At 59.7% G+C, this 20,065-nt stretch carries 20 protein-coding genes; 6 read left to right on the top strand and 14 right to left on the bottom strand.

Annotation, left to right across the window (positions count from 1 at the left end):
* Positions 1-126: 126 nt before the first annotated feature.
* A complete protein-coding gene (locus AC5SEO_RS14685) occupies positions 127-1,887 on the top strand; it encodes a peptidoglycan D,D-transpeptidase FtsI family protein (protein WP_174068163.1) in 1,761 nt (586 codons plus the stop codon).
* A gap of 57 nt (positions 1,888-1,944) precedes the next feature.
* On the opposite strand, the gene rarD is transcribed toward AC5SEO_RS14685, so the two are convergent.
* The 13 genes from rarD to alr all read right to left on the bottom strand — a co-directional run bounded on the left by rarD (position 1,945) and on the right by alr (position 13,969).
* On the bottom strand, positions 1,945-2,853 hold the full coding sequence (rarD, locus tag AC5SEO_RS14680) for an EamA family transporter RarD (protein ID WP_003512314.1): 909 nt from the start codon (positions 2,851-2,853) through the stop codon (positions 1,945-1,947).
* Positions 2,854-3,068: 215 nt separating this feature from the next.
* Positions 3,069-4,025 carry a prolyl aminopeptidase gene (gene pip / locus AC5SEO_RS14675; protein ID WP_111789333.1) on the bottom strand — a complete coding sequence of 319 codons (957 nt, stop codon included), beginning with the start codon at positions 4,023-4,025 and terminating at the stop codon, positions 3,069-3,071.
* Between the two features lie 3 nt (positions 4,026-4,028).
* The gene (locus tag AC5SEO_RS14670) at positions 4,029-4,508 is read right to left on the bottom strand and encodes a GFA family protein (protein ID WP_025592940.1); all 480 of its coding nucleotides are present in this window, start codon (positions 4,506-4,508) and stop codon (positions 4,029-4,031) included.
* Positions 4,505-4,969 carry a GFA family protein gene (locus AC5SEO_RS14665; RefSeq protein WP_003512324.1) on the bottom strand — a complete coding sequence of 155 codons (465 nt, stop codon included), beginning with the start codon at positions 4,967-4,969 and terminating at the stop codon, positions 4,505-4,507. Before AC5SEO_RS14665 ends, AC5SEO_RS14670 begins: the two co-directional genes overlap by 4 nt.
* Positions 4,966-5,442, bottom strand: a complete 477-nt coding sequence (locus AC5SEO_RS14660) for a GFA family protein (protein ID WP_003512335.1) — start codon at positions 5,440-5,442, stop codon at positions 4,966-4,968. The genes AC5SEO_RS14665 and AC5SEO_RS14660 overlap by 4 nt, the downstream gene beginning before the upstream one ends.
* Entirely contained in the window at positions 5,439-5,807 is a 369-nt protein-coding gene (locus AC5SEO_RS14655) for an endonuclease domain-containing protein (RefSeq protein ID WP_100199928.1), read from the bottom strand. Before AC5SEO_RS14655 ends, AC5SEO_RS14660 begins: the two co-directional genes overlap by 4 nt.
* Before the next feature lie 236 nt (positions 5,808-6,043).
* The gene (cysS, locus tag AC5SEO_RS14650; RefSeq protein WP_174068164.1) at positions 6,044-7,429 is read right to left on the bottom strand and encodes a cysteine--tRNA ligase; all 1,386 of its coding nucleotides are present in this window, start codon (positions 7,427-7,429) and stop codon (positions 6,044-6,046) included.
* A 225-nt stretch (positions 7,430-7,654) separates the two neighbouring features.
* A complete protein-coding gene (locus tag AC5SEO_RS14645; RefSeq protein WP_003512341.1) occupies positions 7,655-8,395 on the bottom strand; it encodes an SDR family NAD(P)-dependent oxidoreductase in 741 nt (246 codons plus the stop codon).
* Positions 8,396-8,545: 150 nt separating this feature from the next.
* A complete protein-coding gene (purF, locus tag AC5SEO_RS14640) occupies positions 8,546-10,039 on the bottom strand; it encodes an amidophosphoribosyltransferase (protein WP_003512343.1) in 1,494 nt (497 codons plus the stop codon).
* Positions 10,040-10,177: 138 nt separating this feature from the next.
* Complete coding sequence (locus tag AC5SEO_RS14635) at positions 10,178-10,765, bottom strand: CvpA family protein (RefSeq protein WP_003512345.1); 588 nt, start codon at positions 10,763-10,765, stop codon at positions 10,178-10,180.
* Between the two features lie 95 nt (positions 10,766-10,860).
* Entirely contained in the window at positions 10,861-12,261 is a 1,401-nt protein-coding gene (gene radA / locus AC5SEO_RS14630; RefSeq protein WP_003512347.1) for a DNA repair protein RadA, read from the bottom strand.
* 197 nt (positions 12,262-12,458) lie between these two features.
* Positions 12,459-12,728 (bottom strand): type II toxin-antitoxin system ParD family antitoxin, encoded by a 270-nt coding sequence (locus AC5SEO_RS14625; protein WP_174068165.1) that lies wholly within the window; start codon positions 12,726-12,728, stop codon positions 12,459-12,461.
* 65 nt (positions 12,729-12,793) lie between these two features.
* Entirely contained in the window at positions 12,794-13,969 is a 1,176-nt protein-coding gene (gene alr / locus AC5SEO_RS14620; protein ID WP_025592950.1) for an alanine racemase, read from the bottom strand.
* An 86-nt stretch (positions 13,970-14,055) separates the two neighbouring features.
* Here alr and AC5SEO_RS14615 point away from each other — a divergent pair, with 86 nt between their 5' ends.
* From AC5SEO_RS14615 to AC5SEO_RS14605, 3 genes are all read left to right on the top strand, one after another.
* Positions 14,056-14,913: an AraC family transcriptional regulator gene (locus AC5SEO_RS14615; RefSeq protein ID WP_035251674.1), complete on the top strand. Its 858-nt coding sequence runs from the start codon at positions 14,056-14,058 to the stop codon at positions 14,911-14,913.
* Positions 14,914-15,005: 92 nt separating this feature from the next.
* Complete coding sequence (locus AC5SEO_RS14610; protein WP_174068166.1) at positions 15,006-15,710, top strand: AzlC family ABC transporter permease; 705 nt, start codon at positions 15,006-15,008, stop codon at positions 15,708-15,710.
* Positions 15,707-16,009, top strand: a complete 303-nt coding sequence (locus AC5SEO_RS14605) for an AzlD family protein (RefSeq protein ID WP_019565389.1) — start codon at positions 15,707-15,709, stop codon at positions 16,007-16,009. Before AC5SEO_RS14610 ends, AC5SEO_RS14605 begins: the two co-directional genes overlap by 4 nt.
* A gap of 91 nt (positions 16,010-16,100) precedes the next feature.
* Here the strand turns inward: AC5SEO_RS14605 and AC5SEO_RS14600 are convergent, their stop codons facing one another.
* On the bottom strand, positions 16,101-17,597 hold the full coding sequence (locus AC5SEO_RS14600) for a replicative DNA helicase (RefSeq protein WP_003512358.1): 1,497 nt from the start codon (positions 17,595-17,597) through the stop codon (positions 16,101-16,103).
* A 310-nt stretch (positions 17,598-17,907) separates the two neighbouring features.
* Here AC5SEO_RS14600 and AC5SEO_RS14595 point away from each other — a divergent pair, with 310 nt between their 5' ends.
* Both AC5SEO_RS14595 and AC5SEO_RS14590 read left to right on the top strand, forming a co-directional pair.
* Positions 17,908-18,363: a MarR family winged helix-turn-helix transcriptional regulator gene (locus tag AC5SEO_RS14595; protein WP_003512359.1), complete on the top strand. Its 456-nt coding sequence runs from the start codon at positions 17,908-17,910 to the stop codon at positions 18,361-18,363.
* Positions 18,360-20,057 carry an MFS transporter gene (locus AC5SEO_RS14590; protein WP_495363888.1) on the top strand — a complete coding sequence of 566 codons (1,698 nt, stop codon included), beginning with the start codon at positions 18,360-18,362 and terminating at the stop codon, positions 20,055-20,057. The genes AC5SEO_RS14595 and AC5SEO_RS14590 overlap by 4 nt, the downstream gene beginning before the upstream one ends.
* Positions 20,058-20,065: the final 8 nt, after the last annotated feature.

Here is a 20,065-nt window from a genome sequence, read left to right as displayed (position 1 = left end):
TGACTGCGGCATCGCACCGCCCGCTGTTTTCATGGCTCCGCGCCCGATCCTGTGCCAGCGTCTACAAGGCGTAGGCTGAGCGCGGAATTTGATTTTCGCCGCCATGATAGCGGGGCTCATTGGAGAATGATTGCTTTTTTGGTGCGGCTGAAAAGCCGGACGCATTTTATTATTCAGAGAAGTCCGTTTCAGGGCAGGGATGCTATCCTCGGTTCCGCTGCCCGCCGCCGGGTGGACGCGAAAAAGCGGCTCGGAATATTGATCGCCGTCTTTGTCGTTATCTATGGCGTCGTTGCGGCGCGACTGGTCCAATACGGCCTTGCCGAACCCATTGCGACCGCATGGATCAATACCGGCGCTACAGCAGTCGCCTCCCGTCCCGATATTCTCGACCGCAACGGCACGCTGCTCGCGACCGATCTCAACATGGTGTCGCTTTATGCGGATCCGCGCCGGGTCGTGGACGCGGATGAGGTTGTCGAGAAGCTCGCAACCGTCATCCCCAATCTCGACTGGCGCGAGACGCACCGCAGATTGCGCTCGGACTCCGGCTTTCAATGGCTGCGGCGCCAGCTGACGCCGCGCCAGCAGGCCGATATTCTCAACCTCGGCATCCCCGGCATCGGTTTCCGGCCGGAGAAACGGCGCTTTTATCCGGGTGGCCCCGCAGCCTCCCATATCATCGGCCACGTCAATGTCGACAATCAGGGCCTTGCGGGTATGGAACGTTATCTCGACCAGCAGGGCCTGGCCGACTTGCGCGCGACCGGCCTTGCCAGCGGTGCACCGCTGGAGCCGGTGAGGTTGTCGATCGATCTGCGGGTGCAGAACATCGTTCGTGAGGTCGTGCTCAAGGCGAAAACCGCCTATCAGGCGGAGGCTGCCGGTTCAGTGATACTGGATGTGGAGACGGGTGAGGTGCTGGCCATGGCATCGGTGCCGGATTACGACCCGAACGAGCCTTCCCGCACCCTTGCCGATGGCAGCATCGACAGGGAGTATGAAAAGGGCTGGTTCAACCGCATGAGCAATGCGACCTTCGAGATGGGATCCACCTTCAAGAGCTTCACACTTGCCATGGGACTGGATGCAGGTGCCATAACGCTCAACTCGGTGGTTGACGCGTCGCGACCCATCCGCATGGGCGGCTTTACCATCAAGGATTTCAAGGGCCGGAACCGCCCGCTGTCGATCCCGGAAGTGTTTCAATATTCATCGAATATCGGCACGGCGGCTGTTGCCGACAAGGTCGGGGTCGAAGGCCACCAGCAGTTCCTGACGAAACTGGGACTTCTCTCCAGAATGGACACGGAAATGCCTGGCGTTGCCACGCCCACCCAGCCGAGAACATGGAAGAAGATCAATTCCGTCACCATTTCCTTCGGCCATGGCGTTGCCACTACGCCTTTGCAGACGGCGGTGGCAGCAGCTGCGCTCATCAATGGCGGCAGCCTTATTTCGCCGACCTTCCTGCCGCGTTCCCGAGAGGATGCGGCAGTGCTTTCTCGCACCGTCATCAACGGAAAGACGAGCGCCGATATGCGTTACCTTTTCAACTGGAACGGCATCAAAGGGTCGGGCAGGGGTGCGCAGGTGGAAGGATTTCACGTTGGCGGCAAGACCGGAACCGCCGACAAGGTCATCAATGGCCGTTATGCCAAGGATATCAATTTCAACGCCTTCGTTGCCGGTTTTCCGATGCACAAGCCAAAATATGTCGTGCTGACGATGATCGACGCCCCCAGGACCGGCGTGAACGGAGGACGCACGGCTGCCTCGACGGCCGCACCCATGACCCGCGAAATCATCACCCAGACGGCTGGATTTCTCGGCGTCAAACCGCGCTTCGGTTATGACGCGACACCGCAATTGCTGGTCGATTATTGAAGACCCACATTCCCGTTACAGATACGGGAATGTGGAGAGCTGGCATGACGCGGAAGGTTATCGCTTCAGCCGCATCAGGCTAGATGCGGTATAGATCGCCAGCGCCACCCAGATCATTGCAAAGGCCGCCATCCGCACCATGTCGAACGGTTCCTTGAAGATGAAGATGGCGATGAGGAAGATCATCGTCGGCGCGATATACTGCATGATGCCGATGGTCGACAGCCGCAGAAGCTTTGCACCATTGCCGTAAAGAATGAGCGGAACGGCGGTGACGATGCCGCTGGCCGCAAGCAGCCAGGTGTCGGTCGCATTGCCGGCCATGAAATGCGCCTGTCCGCTAATGGCAAGCCAGGCCAGCACCAGCACGGCCGGAACGGAAAGAAGCATGACTTCAAGCAGGAAGCCCTGTGTGGCGCCGATTGGCAGCGTCTTGCGGAAGAAGGCGTAAAAACCCCAGGACACGGTGAGCGCAATGGACACCCATGGCAGGCTGCCCGCATGCCAAGTGAGGATCGCAACGGCCAGCCCCACGAGGCCGATGGCGGCGATCTGCGCCGGATAAAGCTTTTCCTTGAGCAGTACCGCGCCGAGGAAGATGCTGAACAGCGGATTGATAAAATAGCCGAGCGCGGCATCGAGTGCGCGGCCCGCGCCGATCGCCCAGATATAGATGCCCCAGTTGATGCTGATGAGCGCGGCCGTGAGGCTTGCCATGGCGAGCATTTTAGGGGTTTTCAGCGCAGTGCGGATTTCCGCCGTGCGACCGAGAGCGATAAGGACGGCGGCGCCGATCGGCACCGACCAGATGACGCGGTGCACGATGACCTCTATCGGCGAAATATGCGCAACCGCCTTCATGTAGATGGGAAGGAATCCCCACAGCAGATATGCGGAGAGCGCGAAAGCAAAACCGCGTGCGCTATCGCCGCCCTCTTGGGCCGGAAGCGTTTTATCGAGTGCCATGGGAGTACCGCCAATTATTAGGGATGGCCCTTCATAACGGATCGGCGTAGCGCGGGCCAATTCATTTCCGTGAAGCGTCCATGAGAAAAACTGCATGAATAAAAGGCGATTTGCTCTTGAAACAGGCGACTTTGCGACCAAACGGATGATCCACGCACAAAAATCTGCGTGAATCGTTATCTCATCAGGCCGCTTCAAGCATCTGAAAGGCCTGCCTATTTCCCCCCGAAACGATCGGTTGCGCGGATCAGCTGGTCAAGAATACCGGGTTCGCTCAGGGCATGCCCGGCTGCCTCGACAATATGGAAATCCGCCTTCGGCCAGGCCTTGGCAAGCTGCCAGGCATATTTCAGCGGGCAGGGCATATCGTAACGCCCGTGCACGATGACGCCCGGAATATTGCGAAGCTTGCCGGCATCGCGCAGCAATTGCCCTTCCTCCAGCCAGCCGCCATTGACGAAGAAGTGGTTCTCGATGCGTGCGAAGGCGATGGCGTATTTATCCTCGCCGAAATCCTCGACGCGCGCCGGATCGGTAACAAGGGCGATGGTTGCGCCTTCCCACTGGCTCCATGCTCGCGCGCATTCGAGCTTCTTGGCTTCGTCCGTACCGGTGAGATAGCGATTATAGGCCTGCATCATCTCGCCGCGCTCGGCTTCAGGAATTGGCGCTATGAAGTTTTCCCAGCGATCGGGATACATTTCAGAAACGCCGAACTGGTAATACCAGTCCAGTTCCGGCCTGGTGACCGTGTAGATGCCGCGCAGCACCAGTTCGCTCACGCGTTCGGGATGAGTCTCGGCATAGGCGAGCGCCAGCGTCGAGCCCCAGGAGCCGCCGAAAACCAGCCATTTTTCAAAGCCGCACAGCGCACGGAGCCTTTCAATGTCGGCAACCAGATGCCAGGTGGTGTTGGCTTCCAGTTCCGCATGCGGCGTGGAGCGACCGCAGCCGCGCTGATCGAACAGGATGACGTCGTAAAGTGCCGGGTCGAAAACGCGGCGATGCGTGGGGTTTACCCCGCCGCCCGGACCGCCATGCAGGAAAACCGCCGGTTTCGCACCGCGTGTACCAACCCGCTCCCAATAGATCGTGTGCCCATCGCCGACATCGAGCATGCCGCTCTCGAAGGGTTCGATCTCGGGATAGAAGCTGCGCAATTCTTCGGTCATGTCTTACTTTCCTTCAGGTGGCCATTCGGCCGTGTCACGATCCGGGTGTTGCCGGTTGTTGACCGGTAGCCGGTTTTCATCCGGCGCAGCTTCCGGCTCGACCGGCAAGCCGTCAAGCTCCCCGAACCAATGCATTTTGCTGTCGAGATTTGATTGCGCCTCGGGCTTTATCAGCTCCGGCTCGTCCAGCGAACCAAGCGTGATGTTGATGAAATCGGCGTCCGGCATGTCATAGAAAAGCGGCGTGCCGCACCGTGCGCAAAAACCGCGCCGCACGTGATCGGACGACTGGAACCACGAAGCCTCGCCACGGGTCATTTCAAACTTCGCGCGGGTACTTGCTGCAAGCGGCATGAAATAGTTGCCCGATGCCTTCTGGCACATGCGGCAATGACACAGATGCGGATAGCGCAACCCGCCATCGATCCGGTAACGCACGGCGCCACACTGGCATCCGCCGCTGAAGCTTTCTGAACCGTTCATGCGCGGTCGTCTTCCGGCGGCCAGACCTTGGTGTCGTGGTCCGGGTGTTGGAAGGAGGTGATATCAGCCTCATCGACGCTCTGCTCGATTGCAGGTTTTGAAAACAGCTGCTCGATCCAGGGCATGCGCTTGTGGATATTGACCTGCACCTGCGGTTCGATCCGCTCCGGATGATCGAAAGCGCCGATCGCGATCTCTACGCCGCCAGGATAATGGTAGGTCAGCGGCGTGCCGCATTTGTTGCAGAAGCCGCGATGGATTTTCGCAGATGAACGGAAGAGGGAAGGCTGGCCGCGCGTCCATGTCAGATGCGCCTGATCGGCGGTGACGAGTGCACCGAAGAAATTGCCGAAATGCTTCTGGCACATGCGGCAATGGCAAATGGAGGGGCGACCGATCTTGCCCGCATGAAACCGCACGGCGCCGCACTGGCAGCCGCCGGAAAAGCCTGTTTCGCTCATCGTTTATTCTCCGGGGGCCAGCTCTCGGTGTCATGGTCGGGGTGCTGGTAGGAAACGAGGTTGGTCAGATAGTCGACCGAGGTCAGATCGTCTTCCGTTGGGACGGCGGGTAGCGTGTGGATGCTGTCGACGAAATCGATCTTGCGTTCCACCCCCCACTGAATGGTGGGCGGCAAGGCGGCAGGATCGTCGAAAGCACCGGCCGCAACCGCAATGCCATCCGGCGCCTCATAGGTCAGCGGCGTGCCGCATTCGGCGCAGAAGCCGCGCTTGACGACGCTGGAGGACTGAAAACGCTTGGGTTCGCCGCGCGTCCATTCGAATTCGACCTCACGCACCGAAACCAGCGGCGCATAATAGGCCCCGAAAGCCTTCTGGCACATGCGGCAATGACAGATGGAACTGTCCTTGAGATCGCCAGTCGCGCGGAACCGGATCGCGCCGCACTGGCATCCACCGGTGTAGGTGGTCATGGTTGGCTCTCCTTCACCGTTCGGATAATGTGGAGACAGACATTGTCGATGTCTTTCACAACATCTTCGTTCCAGAAACGGAGGACGGTCCAGCCGTCTTCCTGAAGCCGCGCAGTTCGTTCCTGATCGTATTGTAGCGCCGCCTCGGTTGTATGTTGGGAGCCATCGATCTCGATAATCAGGCGATGATCCGAACATGCGAAATCGACGATAAAACCGGCAATCGGCATTTGTCTGCGGAAACTTAACCCCTCGAGGCGATGCGCGCGAATAGCATTCCAGAGCTTCAGTTCGGCATCCGTCATTACTTTCCGCATCTGCTTCGCATATTTGCGATGCATCGGGTCTACGTCCGCGTGTGGCATCATTGGTTCGCCAGTTAGCTGCTTTACCTCAGATTGGTTGAGGTAACTCAAAACCGCAAGCGGATTGTGGTGACCGTCGGCCCCCCTCTGCCCTGCCGGGCATCTCCCCCACAGGTGGGGAGATCAATCGCGGTTATCGCTCGCCCCTCTTGAACGCTGAATACGGAGCGGAAGTGTGCTTCCGGCTGATCTCCCGGCAGGGCAGAGGGGGGGAAGTCCCAAGCCGCAGCAGCAAATTACCGCTTCAACTCCCAGGTCGTCGTCCGTTCCCCGGTTTCCTTATCCTTGCCATCCTTCAACTGAATGCCCTTCTCAGAAAGCTCGTCGCGCAAACGATCCGCCTCTGCAAAGTTCTTCGCCTTCAGCATTTCAAGGCGTAGCTGCACCAGGGCATCGACGGCTGAAACGATGGCCTCGTCCACTTCCGCTTTCTTCGGCAATACGCCGAGCAGCGCGGCGCTGGCCGCAAAGGCGGGCAGGCGGGCAGGATCGGTGTTGGCGGCATGTGCCAGCGCGTGAAGCGCCTGCACGGCGGCAACCGTGTTCAGGTCGTCGGCAAGCGCATCAAGCACGGTTTCGTCCGGTGCCGCGTCGGAGGCTTCGGCCGCCGGCCACTTGGCGAGAAGACGTTCGGCCTCTTCGAGACGCTTCACCGAAAAATCGATTGGCTCGCGGTAATGCGTCATCAGCATGGCAAGGCGAAGAACCTCGCCCGGCCATTGGCGACCGCCAAATTTTTCGGTGTGCAGCAATTCATAGATGGTCACGAAGTTGCCCTCGGACTTCGACATCTTGCGGCCTTCCACCTGCACGAAGCCGTTATGCATCCACACATTGGCCATCACCTGCGTGCCGTGGGCGCAGCGGGATTGCGCGATTTCGTTCTCGTGATGCGGGAAAATGAGATCGAGCCCGCCGCCGTGAATGTCGAACACTTCGCCGAGGTAGCGACCGGCCATGGCCGAGCATTCGATGTGCCAGCCCGGACGGCCGCGGCCCCAAGGGCTTTCCCAGCCGGGCTCATTATCAGAGGAAAGTTTCCACAGCACGAAATCGCCGGGGGTCTTCTTGTGTGCTTCCACCGCCACGCGCGCGCCGGCCTGCTGTTCGTCCAGCGGGCGTTTGGACAACTGGCCGTAATCGGCCATCGAGCGGGTGTCGAACAGCACTTCGCCGCCCGCCGCATAGGCATGGCCGCGCGCGATCAGCTTCTCGATGATGTCGATCATCTCGGCGATGTAGTCGGTGGCGCGCGGTTCAACGGTCGGCTGCAGGCAGCCGAGTTCTGCCACATCCTCATGGAACTGGTCGGCGGTCTTTTTCGTCACCGCGTGGATGGCGTCATTCAGCGGCAGATGCGGATAGTCGCGCAGCGCCCTTGCGTTGATCTTGTCGTCGAGATCGGTGATGTTGCGGGCGTAGGTCACATGGCTTTCGCCATAGACGTGGCGCAACAGCCGGTAAAGAACATCGAAAACGATGACCGGGCGCGCATTGCCGATATGGGCGAAATCGTAAACCGTTGGTCCGCAGACATACATGCGCACATTGTCGGCGTCGATCGGCACAAATTCCGTCTTTTCGCGTGTCAGGGTGTTGTGGAGTTTCAGGCGCAAGGACATGCGGGCGTTCCCTAAAGGCAGTCAATTGTCCTGGCCGGACCGTTTGTCTGTTGGACCTTGCGGGGAGACGAAAACGATCTGGCCGGTGGTGAACCAGCAAAAATTATTCAGCAGCAGGTGCAGATCGTTGTTTTCATGCCTTGCCTTATGGCGTGCCGGTGTTTCGCGGTCAAGCGTTTCTCGCAGGCGCCAGAAGCACCTTAAGAGATCGCCTTGACCAAAAGCCTATTCCGGCTGGCGGTAATCCAGGAATTTGCCTTCACGCACCACGAAGAGCTTGCCGGTTTCGGTAAGCTCAGGCGAGGCGAGTTGAACAATGGCGGCGGCAACTTCAGAAGGGTGTGGCACGTCTGCGGGGTCTTCGCCGGGCATGGCCTGCGCACGCATCGCGGTGCGCGTCGCGCCGGGATTGATGCTGTTGATGCGCAGCGCGGTTTTGTCTGTTTCCGCAGCCCAGGTCCGGGCAAGTGCCTCAACGGCGGCCTTGGAGGTGGAATAGACGCCCCAGAAGGGACGACAGCTATGGGCAGCACCGGAAGACAGGATCAACGCGCGCCCGGCATCCGATCGCAGGAGCAACGGTTCGACCGAGCGGATCAGCCGCCATGTAGCGGTGACATTGATGGTCATGACCTTTTCGAAGACTTTCGCCTCGATATGGCCGACCGGCGAGATGACGCCGAGAACACCGGCATTCGCGACCAGAATATCGAGCTTGCCCCAGCGCTCGAAGATATTGGCGCCCAGCGCATCGATGGCGTTCATATCGGCGAGATCGAAGGGAACCAGCGTCGCGGTGCCGCCGACGGCCTTGATGGCGTCGTCCAGATCCTCGAGGCCGCCGACCGTGCGGGCGCAGGCAATGACATGCGCACCGGCCTTGGCAAGTTCCAGCGCCGTGAAATAGCCGATACCGCGCGACGCGCCGGTGACGAGCGCGATCCTGCCCTTGAGATTGATGGTCATTTTGCCCCCTCCGAAATTCATTCCGCTTGTTTTATGAAGCCCCTGACGCCAACCGCAAGCGATCAAAACGCCGCAGCGGGCACGGTTTCAATCGCCCGCCACAAAAAAGCGGCCACCGGAAGCCGGTGGCCGCTCGTTATTTCAAGATTATCAGCCGTTGCTGGCCAGCACGGAAATCTTGCTGCCCATCGCCTCGCCGTTCTGGTCGAGAAGGCGGGTAGGGTAGTCGCCGGTGAAATAATGGTCCGTGAATTGCGGACGCGCATTGTTGCGGTTCTCGCCACCGACGGCGCGGTAAAGACCGTCGATCGACAGGAAGGCAAGCGAATCGGCGCCAATGAATTTCGCCATGGCGTCCACATCGGCATATTGGTTGGCGAGCAGCTTGTCGGCATCAGGCGTGTCGATGCCGTAGAAATCCGGATGGAAAATCATCGGGCTGGCAACGCGGATATGCACTTCTTTCGCGCCCGCTTCGCGGATCATCTGCACGATCTTCAATGAAGTCGTGCCGCGCACGATCGAATCATCCACCAGCACCACGCGCTTGCCTTCAATCATCGCCCGGTTGGCGGAGTGCTTGAGCTTGACGCCAAAAGCGCGGATCTGCTGCGTCGGCTCGATGAAGGTACGGCCGACATAGTGGTTGCGGATGATTCCGTATTCGAACGGAATACCGCTTTCCTGCGCAAAACCGAGAGCTGCCGGCGTGCCGCCATCGGGAACCGGAACGACAACGTCAGCTTCCAGCGGCGCTTCCTTGGCAAGGTTCATGCCCATGTTCTTGCGCGTCGTATAGACGTTGCGGCCGCCGACGACGGAATCGGGGCGGGCGAAATAGACATATTCGAACAGGCAGAGACGCTCCGGCTGCGGCTTCGAAGGCTTGCGCGCATCGATGGTGATCGAACCATCAGGCTGAATTTCACAGATGATGACTTCGCCGTTTTCGACGTCACGCACGAATTTCGCGCCGATGATATCGAGAGCGCAGGTCTCCGAGCAGAAGATCGGCTTGCCGTCCAGCTCACCCATGACGAGCGGGCGGATGCCGATCGGGTCGCGGGCTGCGATCAGCTTGGTGCGGGTCATCGCCAGCATCGAATAGCCGCCTTCCATCTGGCGGATGGCGTCGATGAAACGGTCGGCAGTGGAGCTGTGACGCGAACGGGCGATGAGGTGCAGCACGACTTCGGTATCCGATGTCGACTGACAGATGGCGCCGGTGGCGATGATCTGTCGGCGAAGCGTCAGGCCATTGGTGAAATTGCCGTTATGGGCAATCGAAATGCCGCCTTCTTCCAGCTCGGCAAACAGTGGCTGCACGTTGCGCATCGCCACTTCGCCTGTCGTGGAGTAGCGGGTATGGCCAATCGCGATGGAGCCGGGCAGGCGGGCAAGGGTTGCAGGATCGGTATAATGATCGCCGACGAGGCCCATATGGCGTTCCTGATGGAAGCGCTTGCCATCGAAGGAGACGATGCCTGCTGCCTCCTGGCCGCGATGCTGAAGCGCATGCAGGCCGAGTGCAGTCAGGGCGGAGGCATCGGCGTGGCCGAGAATGCCGAACACGCCGCACTCTTCGTGCAGCGTGTCGCCGTCGATCTCTTCATTGAAAGTGGAATGCGAAAGCGGCTCAATCATCCGGCTTGCCCTTGCTCTCTACCGAGAAAAACGAAAGACCTCTCCGGTGAGCTTGTCTCCCGGTCGGCCAGTCTGTGTCGTGCTTGATATTTAGCACAAATAGCGCGCCTTGCATGCATTGCAAGGCGCGACACTGTGTCAATTATTCGTTGCCGGCGGATTTGTCGCCGGTACATCTTCCGCAGGCGTCTGCGCGGCTGCCGGTTCCTGCGGTTTTCCGAGGATACGGGCGCGGATCTGCGGCTCGATATCGTCAGGCAGAACCGCTTCCAGCTTGCCCACCAGCCCGTCGAGGAAAGGCTTGGACTTGGCCTGGGTTACCCATTGCGGCTGCGTCTTCACATCCACCAGCCAGTTCCAGAAGGCAACCGCGACGACCAGCAAGAGAATGCCGCGCGCTGCGCCGAACAGGAAACCCAGCGTGCGATCCAGCGCACCGATGCGGCTGTCGATGATGAAATCGGCAATGCGCGAGGTGATGAAGGAAATGACGACAAGGGAGATGAGGAAGACGACGCCTGCCGAACCGGCGATGGCGATCTTGTCGTCATCGGTATAGTTGCGTGCATAGGGCAGCAGGATCGGGAAAAGATAATAGGCGGCGGCGACCGAACCGGCCCAGCTCGCGATGGACAGAATCTCGCGGGAAAAACCGCGCACCATCGCGAGAATGGCGGAGAAAAGAACAACGGCGATGACGATGCCGTCGAAAATTGTAATGGGCATATACCAACTCCGGAGGTGCGACGCCCTGTCAGGCGCTGCCTTGCCAATTGTGCGATCCTCTTACACCACTGTTTCCCTTGGCGAAAGGATCAATCTTAGTCGTCCTCAACCTGTTTGAACCGGTTGCCGGAACCGGCGATGCGCGCCACGAGGTCCGGCAGGCTTTCTATTTCCGTCCAGCGCCCCTTGCCCGCTTTCGGCAATTCAGCCGAAGCAGACGGCAGAAGTGCGGCGGAGAAACCGAGTTTTTCAGCTTCTTTCAAACGCTGGCCCGTATGCGAGACGGGCCGTACCGCGCCCGACAGGCTGATCTCGCCGAAATAGACGCAATCGGCGGGCAGGGCAAGACCGGCAAGCGAGGAAACCAGCGCAGAGGCTATCGCCATATCCGCAGCCGGTTCGGAAATGCGGTATCCGCCGGCGACGTTCAGATAGACGTCGTGCTGACCGAGCTTCACGCCGCAATGGGCTTCCAGCACGGCAAGGATCATGGCGAGCCGCGAACTGTCCCAGCCGACCACGGCGCGGCGCGGCGTGCCGAGCGAGGTGGCCGCGACCAGCGCCTGCACCTCGACCAGAATGGGACGGGTGCCCTCCATGCCGGCAAAGACTGCGGCACCGGGCGATTTCTCATTGCGCTCGCCAAGGAACAGTTCGGACGGGTTTGAGACCTCGCGCAATCCGCGATCGGACATTTCAAACACGCCGATCTCGTCCGTCGGCCCGAAGCGGTTCTTGACGGTGCGCAGAATGCGGTAATGGTGGCCGCGGTCACCTTCGAAATAAAGCACGGCGTCGACCATGTGCTCCACCACGCGCGGACCGGCGATCTGGCCTTCCTTGGTCACATGGCCCACCAGAACCATGGTCGCGCCCGTTTGTTTGGCGTAACGGATCATTGCCTGCACGCCGGTGCGCACCTGCGTTACCGTGCCGGGAGCGGAATCGGCCGTGTCGCTCCATAGCGTCTGGATGGAATCGATGATGACGAGATCGGGGCGTTTGCCCTCGGAAATCGTCGCCAGAATATCCTCGACATTGGTTTCTGCCGCCAGCAGCACGTCGGTTTCCGCCGCACCCAGCCGCTGGGCGCGCAGACGCACCTGCGCTACCGCTTCTTCGCCAGAAACATAGATGACGCGATGTCCGCGCCGTGAAAGGGCAGCAGCCGCCTGCATCAGCAGGGTCGATTTGCCAATGCCGGGATCGCCGCCGATCAACACCGCCGAACCGCGCACGAAACCGCCACCGGTTGCCCGGTCCAGTTCGCTGATGCCGGTCGGAATGCGCGGCGCCTCCTCGATCTCGCCCGAAAGCGCCGTGAGCGCGACCGCCCGGCCTTTTTTCGGCGTCTTGCCGGGGCCGGAGCCGATGCCGCCCATCGGGTCTTCTTCGACGATGGTATTCCACTCGCCGCAGCCTTCGCATTTTCCCGCCCAGCGGGTATGAACCGTGCCGCAGTTCTGGCACACGAATTGGGTCTTGGCTTTGGCCATCTATGTCAGTTTTCTTCTTGTTTGAAATCTTTGGCGGAATTGTCCTGGTGGCCGTGCAGCAAGCGCAGAACGGTTAGATCGGCCTCGTCAACACGAAAGAAGATGACGCGCTCACGATAGGCAATACTGCGAAGTCCGGCCCATGGTCTTCGGCAAGATCGCGCCTTGCCCGCGTGGTCCAGATTGGGGTCCGGATTTTAATGACCGGTCCCCGTTTTTTGCTGCACGGAAACGTGTTTGATATCGCTCAGGAAGTCGTCTTGTGAGGCATAGCGGTGAACCCGGCCTGCTTCAGCGTCGTCAATGCCCTCTTGTATCAGCAATTTAAGCGCGACTCTTTTTCTTTCATCGCTGCTCAGTAATTGCAGGCTCGCATGAATAACGGCGTCCGCATCGCTATAGACACCCGCAGCCACCTGCTCTTCGATGAACCTTTCGTCCTGCTCGCTCAAATGGATTTCGGGCATTTCGATCTCCTTTTGTTCTCTTTTAGCACAGGTCGCTTCCGCTTTCCAAGAGCTAAAGACGTGGTTCAGTCGTCAGCCATCAGATATTGCCGCTCGTAGCGCAAACCAAGCCCCGTCAGCATTTCGTAACCGATGGTGCCGGCGGCGCGCGCCACCTCATCGAGCGGCACTTTCGGGCCGAAAAGCTCGATATAATCGCCGGTGCGGACAGCGTTTGCCGGTATGTCCGTGATGTCGAAAATGGTGAGATCCATGGTTACACGACCGGCGACCGGCGCCTTGTGGCCGTTGACTATGCCGTAAGCACCGCCATGGCCCATTTCGCGCAATGGAATGCCGGAACCGGAAAGCGACCGCTGGTATCCGTCCGCATAACCAACGGAAGCGATGGCAAGGCGGCTTGCCCGTTTCAGCAAATAAGTGCCGCCATAGCTGACGGTCTGGCCTTCGCCGGCCTCGCGAATCTGGATGATCCGCGCTTCGGCCTTTGCGACGGGCCGCATCGGGTTTGCTACATCGTTGATTGCCTCGCCGCCGTAAAGGGCAATGCCGGGGCGGGTCAGATCGAAATGATAATCCGGCCCCAGAAAGATTCCGGCAGAGGCGGAAAGGCTTGATTCGATTCCTTCGAAAGCGGCGCTAACCTTGCGGAATGATTCGAGCTGGACCTTATTCATGGGCGAAGACGGCGTGTCGGCGCAGGCGAGGTGGGAGAGCACCAGAACCGGATCGAAACTCGCAGGCCGGGTCACGTCGTCTGCCAGAAACAGCGCGTCGTCCAGCGGCAGGCCAAGCCGGTTGAAGCCGGTATCCACATGCAGCGCGCAGGGGTGTTCGCCGCGTTCGGCAACTGTCGCCATCCAGAAGGAGAGCTGTTCCTCCGAGGCCAGAACCGGCACGAGATCATTGTCGAAGACCTGACGCTCCTGGCCCTGCCAGATGCCTGACAGCACGAAGATGCGCGCTTCCGGTGCATAGGATCGCAAGGTCGCACCTTCGGACACCGTTGCCACGAAGAAGTCGCGTGCGCCGGCATGGTAGAGCGTCGCGCCGCAATCCTCGATACCGAGCCCGTAGGCATCTGCTTTCACGACAGCCGCCGTCCGCGCCTTGCCGGACCGCTTTTTCATGTCGCGCCAATTGTCGGCAAGCGCGCCGAGATCGACGGTCAGCCTCAGCGGCGCATGTTCGAAAGCGTCGGTTTCGTGTTCGGTAAATGTGTCTTCGAAGTCGTCTGTCATGCCATGCGTCCGGTTGATTTGGAACCGGTTCGGACCCTAGCACTTTTGTTCAAGACGGTAATGACCGATTGGTTTAAAGTCGTTCTATGCACAATGTTTCGCAGGAACAGGCCATAGACGTCATGCCGGTTGCAGCGACGGAAACGACGCGTTTCTGGCGCGACCCACGTTTTGGCGGCATGGAATGTCTGAGCGCGACGTTCCTGACACATGAATATTCGCCGCACGCGCATGATACCTTCTCGATCGGCGCGATCGAAAGCGGCTCGCAGATTTCCACCATTCAGGGCACCAGGGAACAGACCGGGCCGGGGCATCTCTATCTCATCAATCCGGACGAGATCCACGATGGTGCGCCGGGTGGCGGCGGTTATCGTTATCGGATGATCTATCCCGACGCAGCGCTGCTGCGTGATATTATCGAGGATGTGACGGGCAGGGCTTTCCACGGAATGCCGTCCTTTCCAAGGTTTCTGCCGCGTGATCCGCAGATGGCCGCTGCTTTTCAGATGGCGCATCGCAGGCTGGAGGCCAAGTCCGGCGCTCTTGAGGCAGATGAGGGCATGTTCTCGGTTCTGGCGGCACTGTTCGGCAGGCATGGCAGCGCCATTATACTGGCCGTTGAAACCCGCGAGAAGACGGCGGTCCATACCGCCCGCGACTATCTCTCCGATAATTACGAGACCGATATCGGCCTTGAGGAATTGGCGTCCATCGCTGGTCTCAGCCGCGCGCATCTCATCCGGGCCTTCCGCAAGGAGTTCCACATCACCCCGCATGCCTATCTGACGGATGTGCGCATAAGGCGCGCGCGCCGTCTTCTGCGTTCCGGCGAGATGCCGGCCGAGGTGGCTGCGCTGTGCGGTTTTGCCGATCAGGCGCATTTTACGCGGCATTTCAAGGCGCGCACCGGCGTCACGCCGGGACAATTCCGGACGGCGTGATTTTGGTGGCCATTCCGAAGCGCAACGTCACTTTCATTCAAGACTGGAAAAACTTGCAGGCGTAATCGCATGTCTCTGAAAAGGAGAATGCAATGTCCGTACTGGAAAAACGTGCAGAGCTTGGCGCAGGCCTGAGAGCTGCGGCACCCCTGCTGGTCGCCATGGTGCCGATCGGCGCCGTGTTCGGTGCAGTCGCGGTCGGCAAGGAATTGTCGCCGCTGGAAGCCTCGCTGATGTCGATTCTCGTCTTTGCAGGTGGCTCGCAATTCGTCGCCCTGGATCTGTGGACGCATCCGGCAAGCTGGAGCGCGCTCGGTTTTGCCGCGCTGCTGGTCAATCTTCGCCATGTGCTGATGAGCGCTTCCATCGCTGGCAAGCTCGATGATTTTACCGGCTGGCGAAAATATGCTGCCATGCTGGTGCTGACGGACGAATCCTGGGCGCTATCGGAATTCAGGGCAGTTGCCGGCAGGCTGACGGCCGCATTTTTCACCGGCGCTGCGCTTTCAATCTACCTCGTGTGGAACATCGCCACGCTCACGGGCGCGCTTTTAGGCTCGGTGATGGGGGACATGACGGTCATCGGTCTGGACTTCGCTTTTCCGGCCGTGTTCATCGTGCTGCTGATGGGGTTCTGGAAGGGCAGGGAAACCGGCCTGGTGCTGCTGGCAAGCGCTGCCGCCGCCTTTGTTACGCACGCGCTGGTCCCAGGCGCCTGGTACATAGCCGCCGGTGCGCTTGCGGGGCTTTCCGTCGCAGCCTTCGGCCGCGAGGACGAGGTGGAGCAGCCTGCATGACGCTTGATACGAACACCCTGCTGGCGATCCTCGCCATGATGGCGGCCACCGTTGCTACGCGTCTTGGGGGTCTGCTGCTGGTCAACCATTTCACCCTGACGCCGCGTCTGAAAAAAGCGCTCGGCGTGGTTCCGCCTGCCGTCTTGATGGCTGTGGTGACGCCAACGGCATTCTCAAGCGGAATGGCGGAAACAATCGCCTGCGCGGTGACGGCATTCGCGGCACTTCGCCTCAGCCTGCTCCCAGCCGCAACGCTCGGCGTCGTCACCGTGGCGCTTTTGCGCGGAATCGGATTGTGAGGCAATCCCGCCAAAGTTCTGAAAAGATTCCCCAGTTTCGATTTAGAGCAGGCAGGGTGAAACGCTGAACCGGTTTCGCCCTCGGTTCAGATCAATGCTCTTCGTACTGGCTGAAGCTCGGGTCGGCCAGATCCGCAAAGCGGGTGAATTCGGACTGGAAGGCGAGTTTCACCGTGCCGGTGGGTCCATGACGCTGTTTGGCGATGATGACGTCGGCGGTGCCTTTCACCTTGTCGAACAGGGCCTCCCACTCGGCATATTTCGGATCGGAAATATCGCGCGGCTCCATGTTCTTGACGTAATACTCCTCACGGAACACGAACAGCACCACGTCGGCGTCCTGCTCGATCGAGCCCGATTCACGCAGGTCGGAAAGCTGCGGGCGCTTGTCTTCACGGCTTTCCACCGCACGGGAGAGCTGTGAAAGCGCGATGATGGGAACATTGAGTTCCTTGCCGAGCGCCTTAAGGCCCGTGGTGATCTGGGTGATTTCCTGCACGCGGTTCTCACCGCTCTTGCCGGCGCCGGTCATCAGCTGAATATAGTCGACCACCAGAACGTCAAGACCACGCTGGCGCTTCAGTCGACGGGCACGGGCGGAAAGCTGGGCGATGGAGATACCACCGGTCTGGTCGATGTAAAGCGGCACCTTCTGCATCATCTGGGAGCAGGCGACGAGCTTCTCGAAATCGGCCTCGGTAATGTCACCGCGGCGGATCTTCGAGGAAGACACTTCCGTCTGCTCGGAAATGATACGGGTTGCCAGCTGTTCGGACGACATTTCGAGCGAGTAGAAGCCGACGACGCCGCCGTTTTTCGCCTTGAACGAACCATCAGGCTGAACTTCCTGATCGTAGGTCGCGGCGATGTTATAGGCGATGTTGGTGGCAAGCGAGGTCTTGCCCATACCCGGACGACCGGCAAGTACGATAAGGTCGGAACGCTGCAGGCCGCCCATGCGGGCGTCGAGCGAATGGATGCCGGTGGAAATGCCGGAAAGATTGCCGTCACGCTCGAAGGCGGCGCCCGCCATGTCGATCGCCAGCGCCACCGCATCGTTGAACGACTGGAAGCCGCCATCGTAGCGACCGGTTTCCGCCAGTTCGAACAGGCGGCGCTCGGTGTCTTCGATCTGCGCCTGCGGCGGCATGTCCAGCGGCGCATCATAGGCGATGTTGACGACATCCTCGCCGATCTGGATCAGCGCGCGGCGCAGCGCCAGATCGTAAATCGCCCGGCCGTAATCTTCCGCATTGATGATCGAAACGGCTTCTGCCGCCAGACGCGCCAGATATTGCGCCACCGTCAGGTCGCCGACCTTGTCGTCTGCGGGCAGGAAGGTCTTGATGGTCACCGGATTTGCGGTCTTGCCCATGCGGATGATGTCGCCCGCCACTTCGAAAATCTTGCGGTGCAGCGGTTCGTAAAGATGCACGGGCTTCAAGAAGTCCGACACGCGGTAATAGGCGTCGTTGTTAACGAGGATAGCGCCCAGCAGCGCCTGTTCGGCCTCGATATTGTTCGGCGCCTCGCGGTAATGCGGTTCCGCCGGTTGCGCGGGGGTGATCTTTCTCACAGCGTCGTTCATGGTTTGCACGATCTCCCTTTGCCTTGCCACTACACTTCGGGTTTGGCTTCCTTGGCCATGGCAGTCAATGATATTGTTGCAACACTCTATGGTAGCCTGACGTCCTGTCTGCGAAGCTGGATCACATCTTCAGTTGTCCCCAGCAATCCACAGGCGGGTGGGTACAAGGGGCGGGAAATTCCCGGCAACGTGATTCGCTGCCATGAGTTTATCGCATGGCAGACCCGGCGTGAAAGAAACTTGAAAATCGGCAGGCTTCCAAATAAATAGGCAGAAAATAAGTAGTGTGCTAATTATAAGGCTTGCTGACATGTCCCGCGAAACCGACAAGGAACAGCTTCTGGACGAGGTGTCCGCCTTCACCCGCAAGCTGCGCGCATTTTTTGACGCGCGGGTAGGGGAAAGCGGCCTGACTTTGGCGCGTGCGCGTGCGCTTTTCGCGCTGTCGCGACGTGGGCCGCTGACCCAGACGGAGCTTGCCGAGGAAATGGAAATCGAAACGCCGACGCTGGTGCGCGTGCTTGACGGCATGGAGAAACAGAACCTCATCGAGCGACGCTCCGACGAAACCGACCGCCGTGCCAAACGCATCCACATGACGGAGGAGGGCGAGAAAACCTCCGAAACGGTGCAGGCGGTGGCAAAATCGCTCCGTTCTGAAATCGCCGCCGATGTTTCCTCGCAGGATCTGGCGATGGCGCTGGATGTCATGCGCAGGCTTTCGGCCAATCTGCAAAATCTGGCAAGCGGGAGGGCGCAATCGTGAGTACCGTGGTGCCGCAAACGGCAGATGAGACCGCCTCTGAAAATGCCGACGTGACGGTAAAGCCGGCGAGCGCGCCGGAATCTGCTGCTGCCGCCGCGCCGCAACCGGTGGAGCGGCCAGTGTGGCTGCGGCTGTGTTTCATCTTTGCGGGCCTGGCGTTCTTCATCACCCAAGGGTTGGGCATGAACCTCGTCATGGCCAATCTATACCAGTTGCAGGGCGAGTTTTCCGCCACGGTGGCCGAGGTCGCCTGGCTTTCCGCCGCCTATATGGCCCCCTATGCCACGTTTTCCATCGCGCTGTTCAAGGTGCGAACGCAATATGGCCTGCGTCCCTTTGCCGAACTTTCGATCATCGTCTTCGTCGTCGCCTCATGCCTCAACCTGTTCGTGACAGATTTGCATTCGGCGATCGTCATCCGCTTCCTCAGCGGCATGGCGGCGGCACCTCTTTCTTCGCTCGGCTTTCTCTACATTCTGGAGGCCTTTCCGCCGGCACGGAAATTCTCGCTGGGCTTCAGCATCGCGCTCACCGGAACCTTGCTGTCTGCACCGCTCGCGCGCATCGTCTCGCCTTCTTTGCTGCAAATAGGCGGCTGGAATGCCCTCTACACGATGGAAATGGGCTTCGCGCTGATCTCGCTCGCCTTGATCTACCTGTTGAAAGTCACGCCGCCGCCGCGCGCGAAAGTCATCGAGCGCACGGATATTCTGAGCTACCTTCTGTTTGCGGGTGGCCTCGGCTGTCTTGCGGTCATGCTCACGCTTGGCCGGTTTTACTGGTGGTTCGAAACATGGTGGCTGGGCGTGCTTCTGGCCACGTCGATCACGCTTCTCACGCTGATGGTCGTCATCGAGTTGCCGCGCAAGAACCCGCTGCTTGACTTGCGCTGGATTTTTTCGAAAACCAACCTGCATGTCATAGCGGTCCTGCTCATCTACCGTGCAGTTTCCTCCGAGCAATCCTCGACGGCGGTGAGTTTCTACCAGCAGCTTGGCCTTTTGAACGACCAGACGATCACGCTTTATGCTCTGGTGCTTTTGGCGACGGTTCTCGGCGGTGCGGCCTGTGCCTGGCTGATGCTGACGAAATATGTCGATACCGCTCATGTGATTGCGCTTACCCTGATTGCGGCCGGCGCTTTTCTGGACAGCCAGTCCAACAATCTGACGCGGCCAGCGCAGATGTATCTGAGCCAGATGATGATCGCCTTCGGTGCGGCCATGTTCCTGCCGCCCGTTATGGCAAAGGGGTTCGCTGCCGCACTTGCGCGCGGAGCGCCCTGTCTGGTGAATTTCATCACCATCTTCCTGTTCACCCAGATCACCGGATCGATGTTGATGACCGGGCTGCTCGGCAGTTTCGTGACGCTGCGCGAAAAATTCCATTCCAATATTCTGGTGGAAAATATCCTGCTCACCAACCCATTGGTCGCCCAGCGCGTGTCGCAGCTTTCCGGCGCCTACAGCCACGTCATCACCGATCCGGCGCTGCTGAAGGCCGAGGGGCTTTCCCTCCTTGGCCAGCAGGTTACCAAGGAAGCCTATGTGCTCGCCTATAACGATACGTTCCTGTTGATTTCCACCGTTGCGGCGCTGGCGCTCATGGCGCTTTTGCTCCACCTTGCATGGCTGCGCATCCGTCCCCGCTTTTTCCGGGACAATGTCGATGCCGCGCCGGCGCCACAGTCTTGAACCTCCAA

Source organism: Agrobacterium sp. K11 (assembly GCF_059429395.1).
This window is presented reverse-complemented; position numbering and strand designations above follow the sequence as displayed.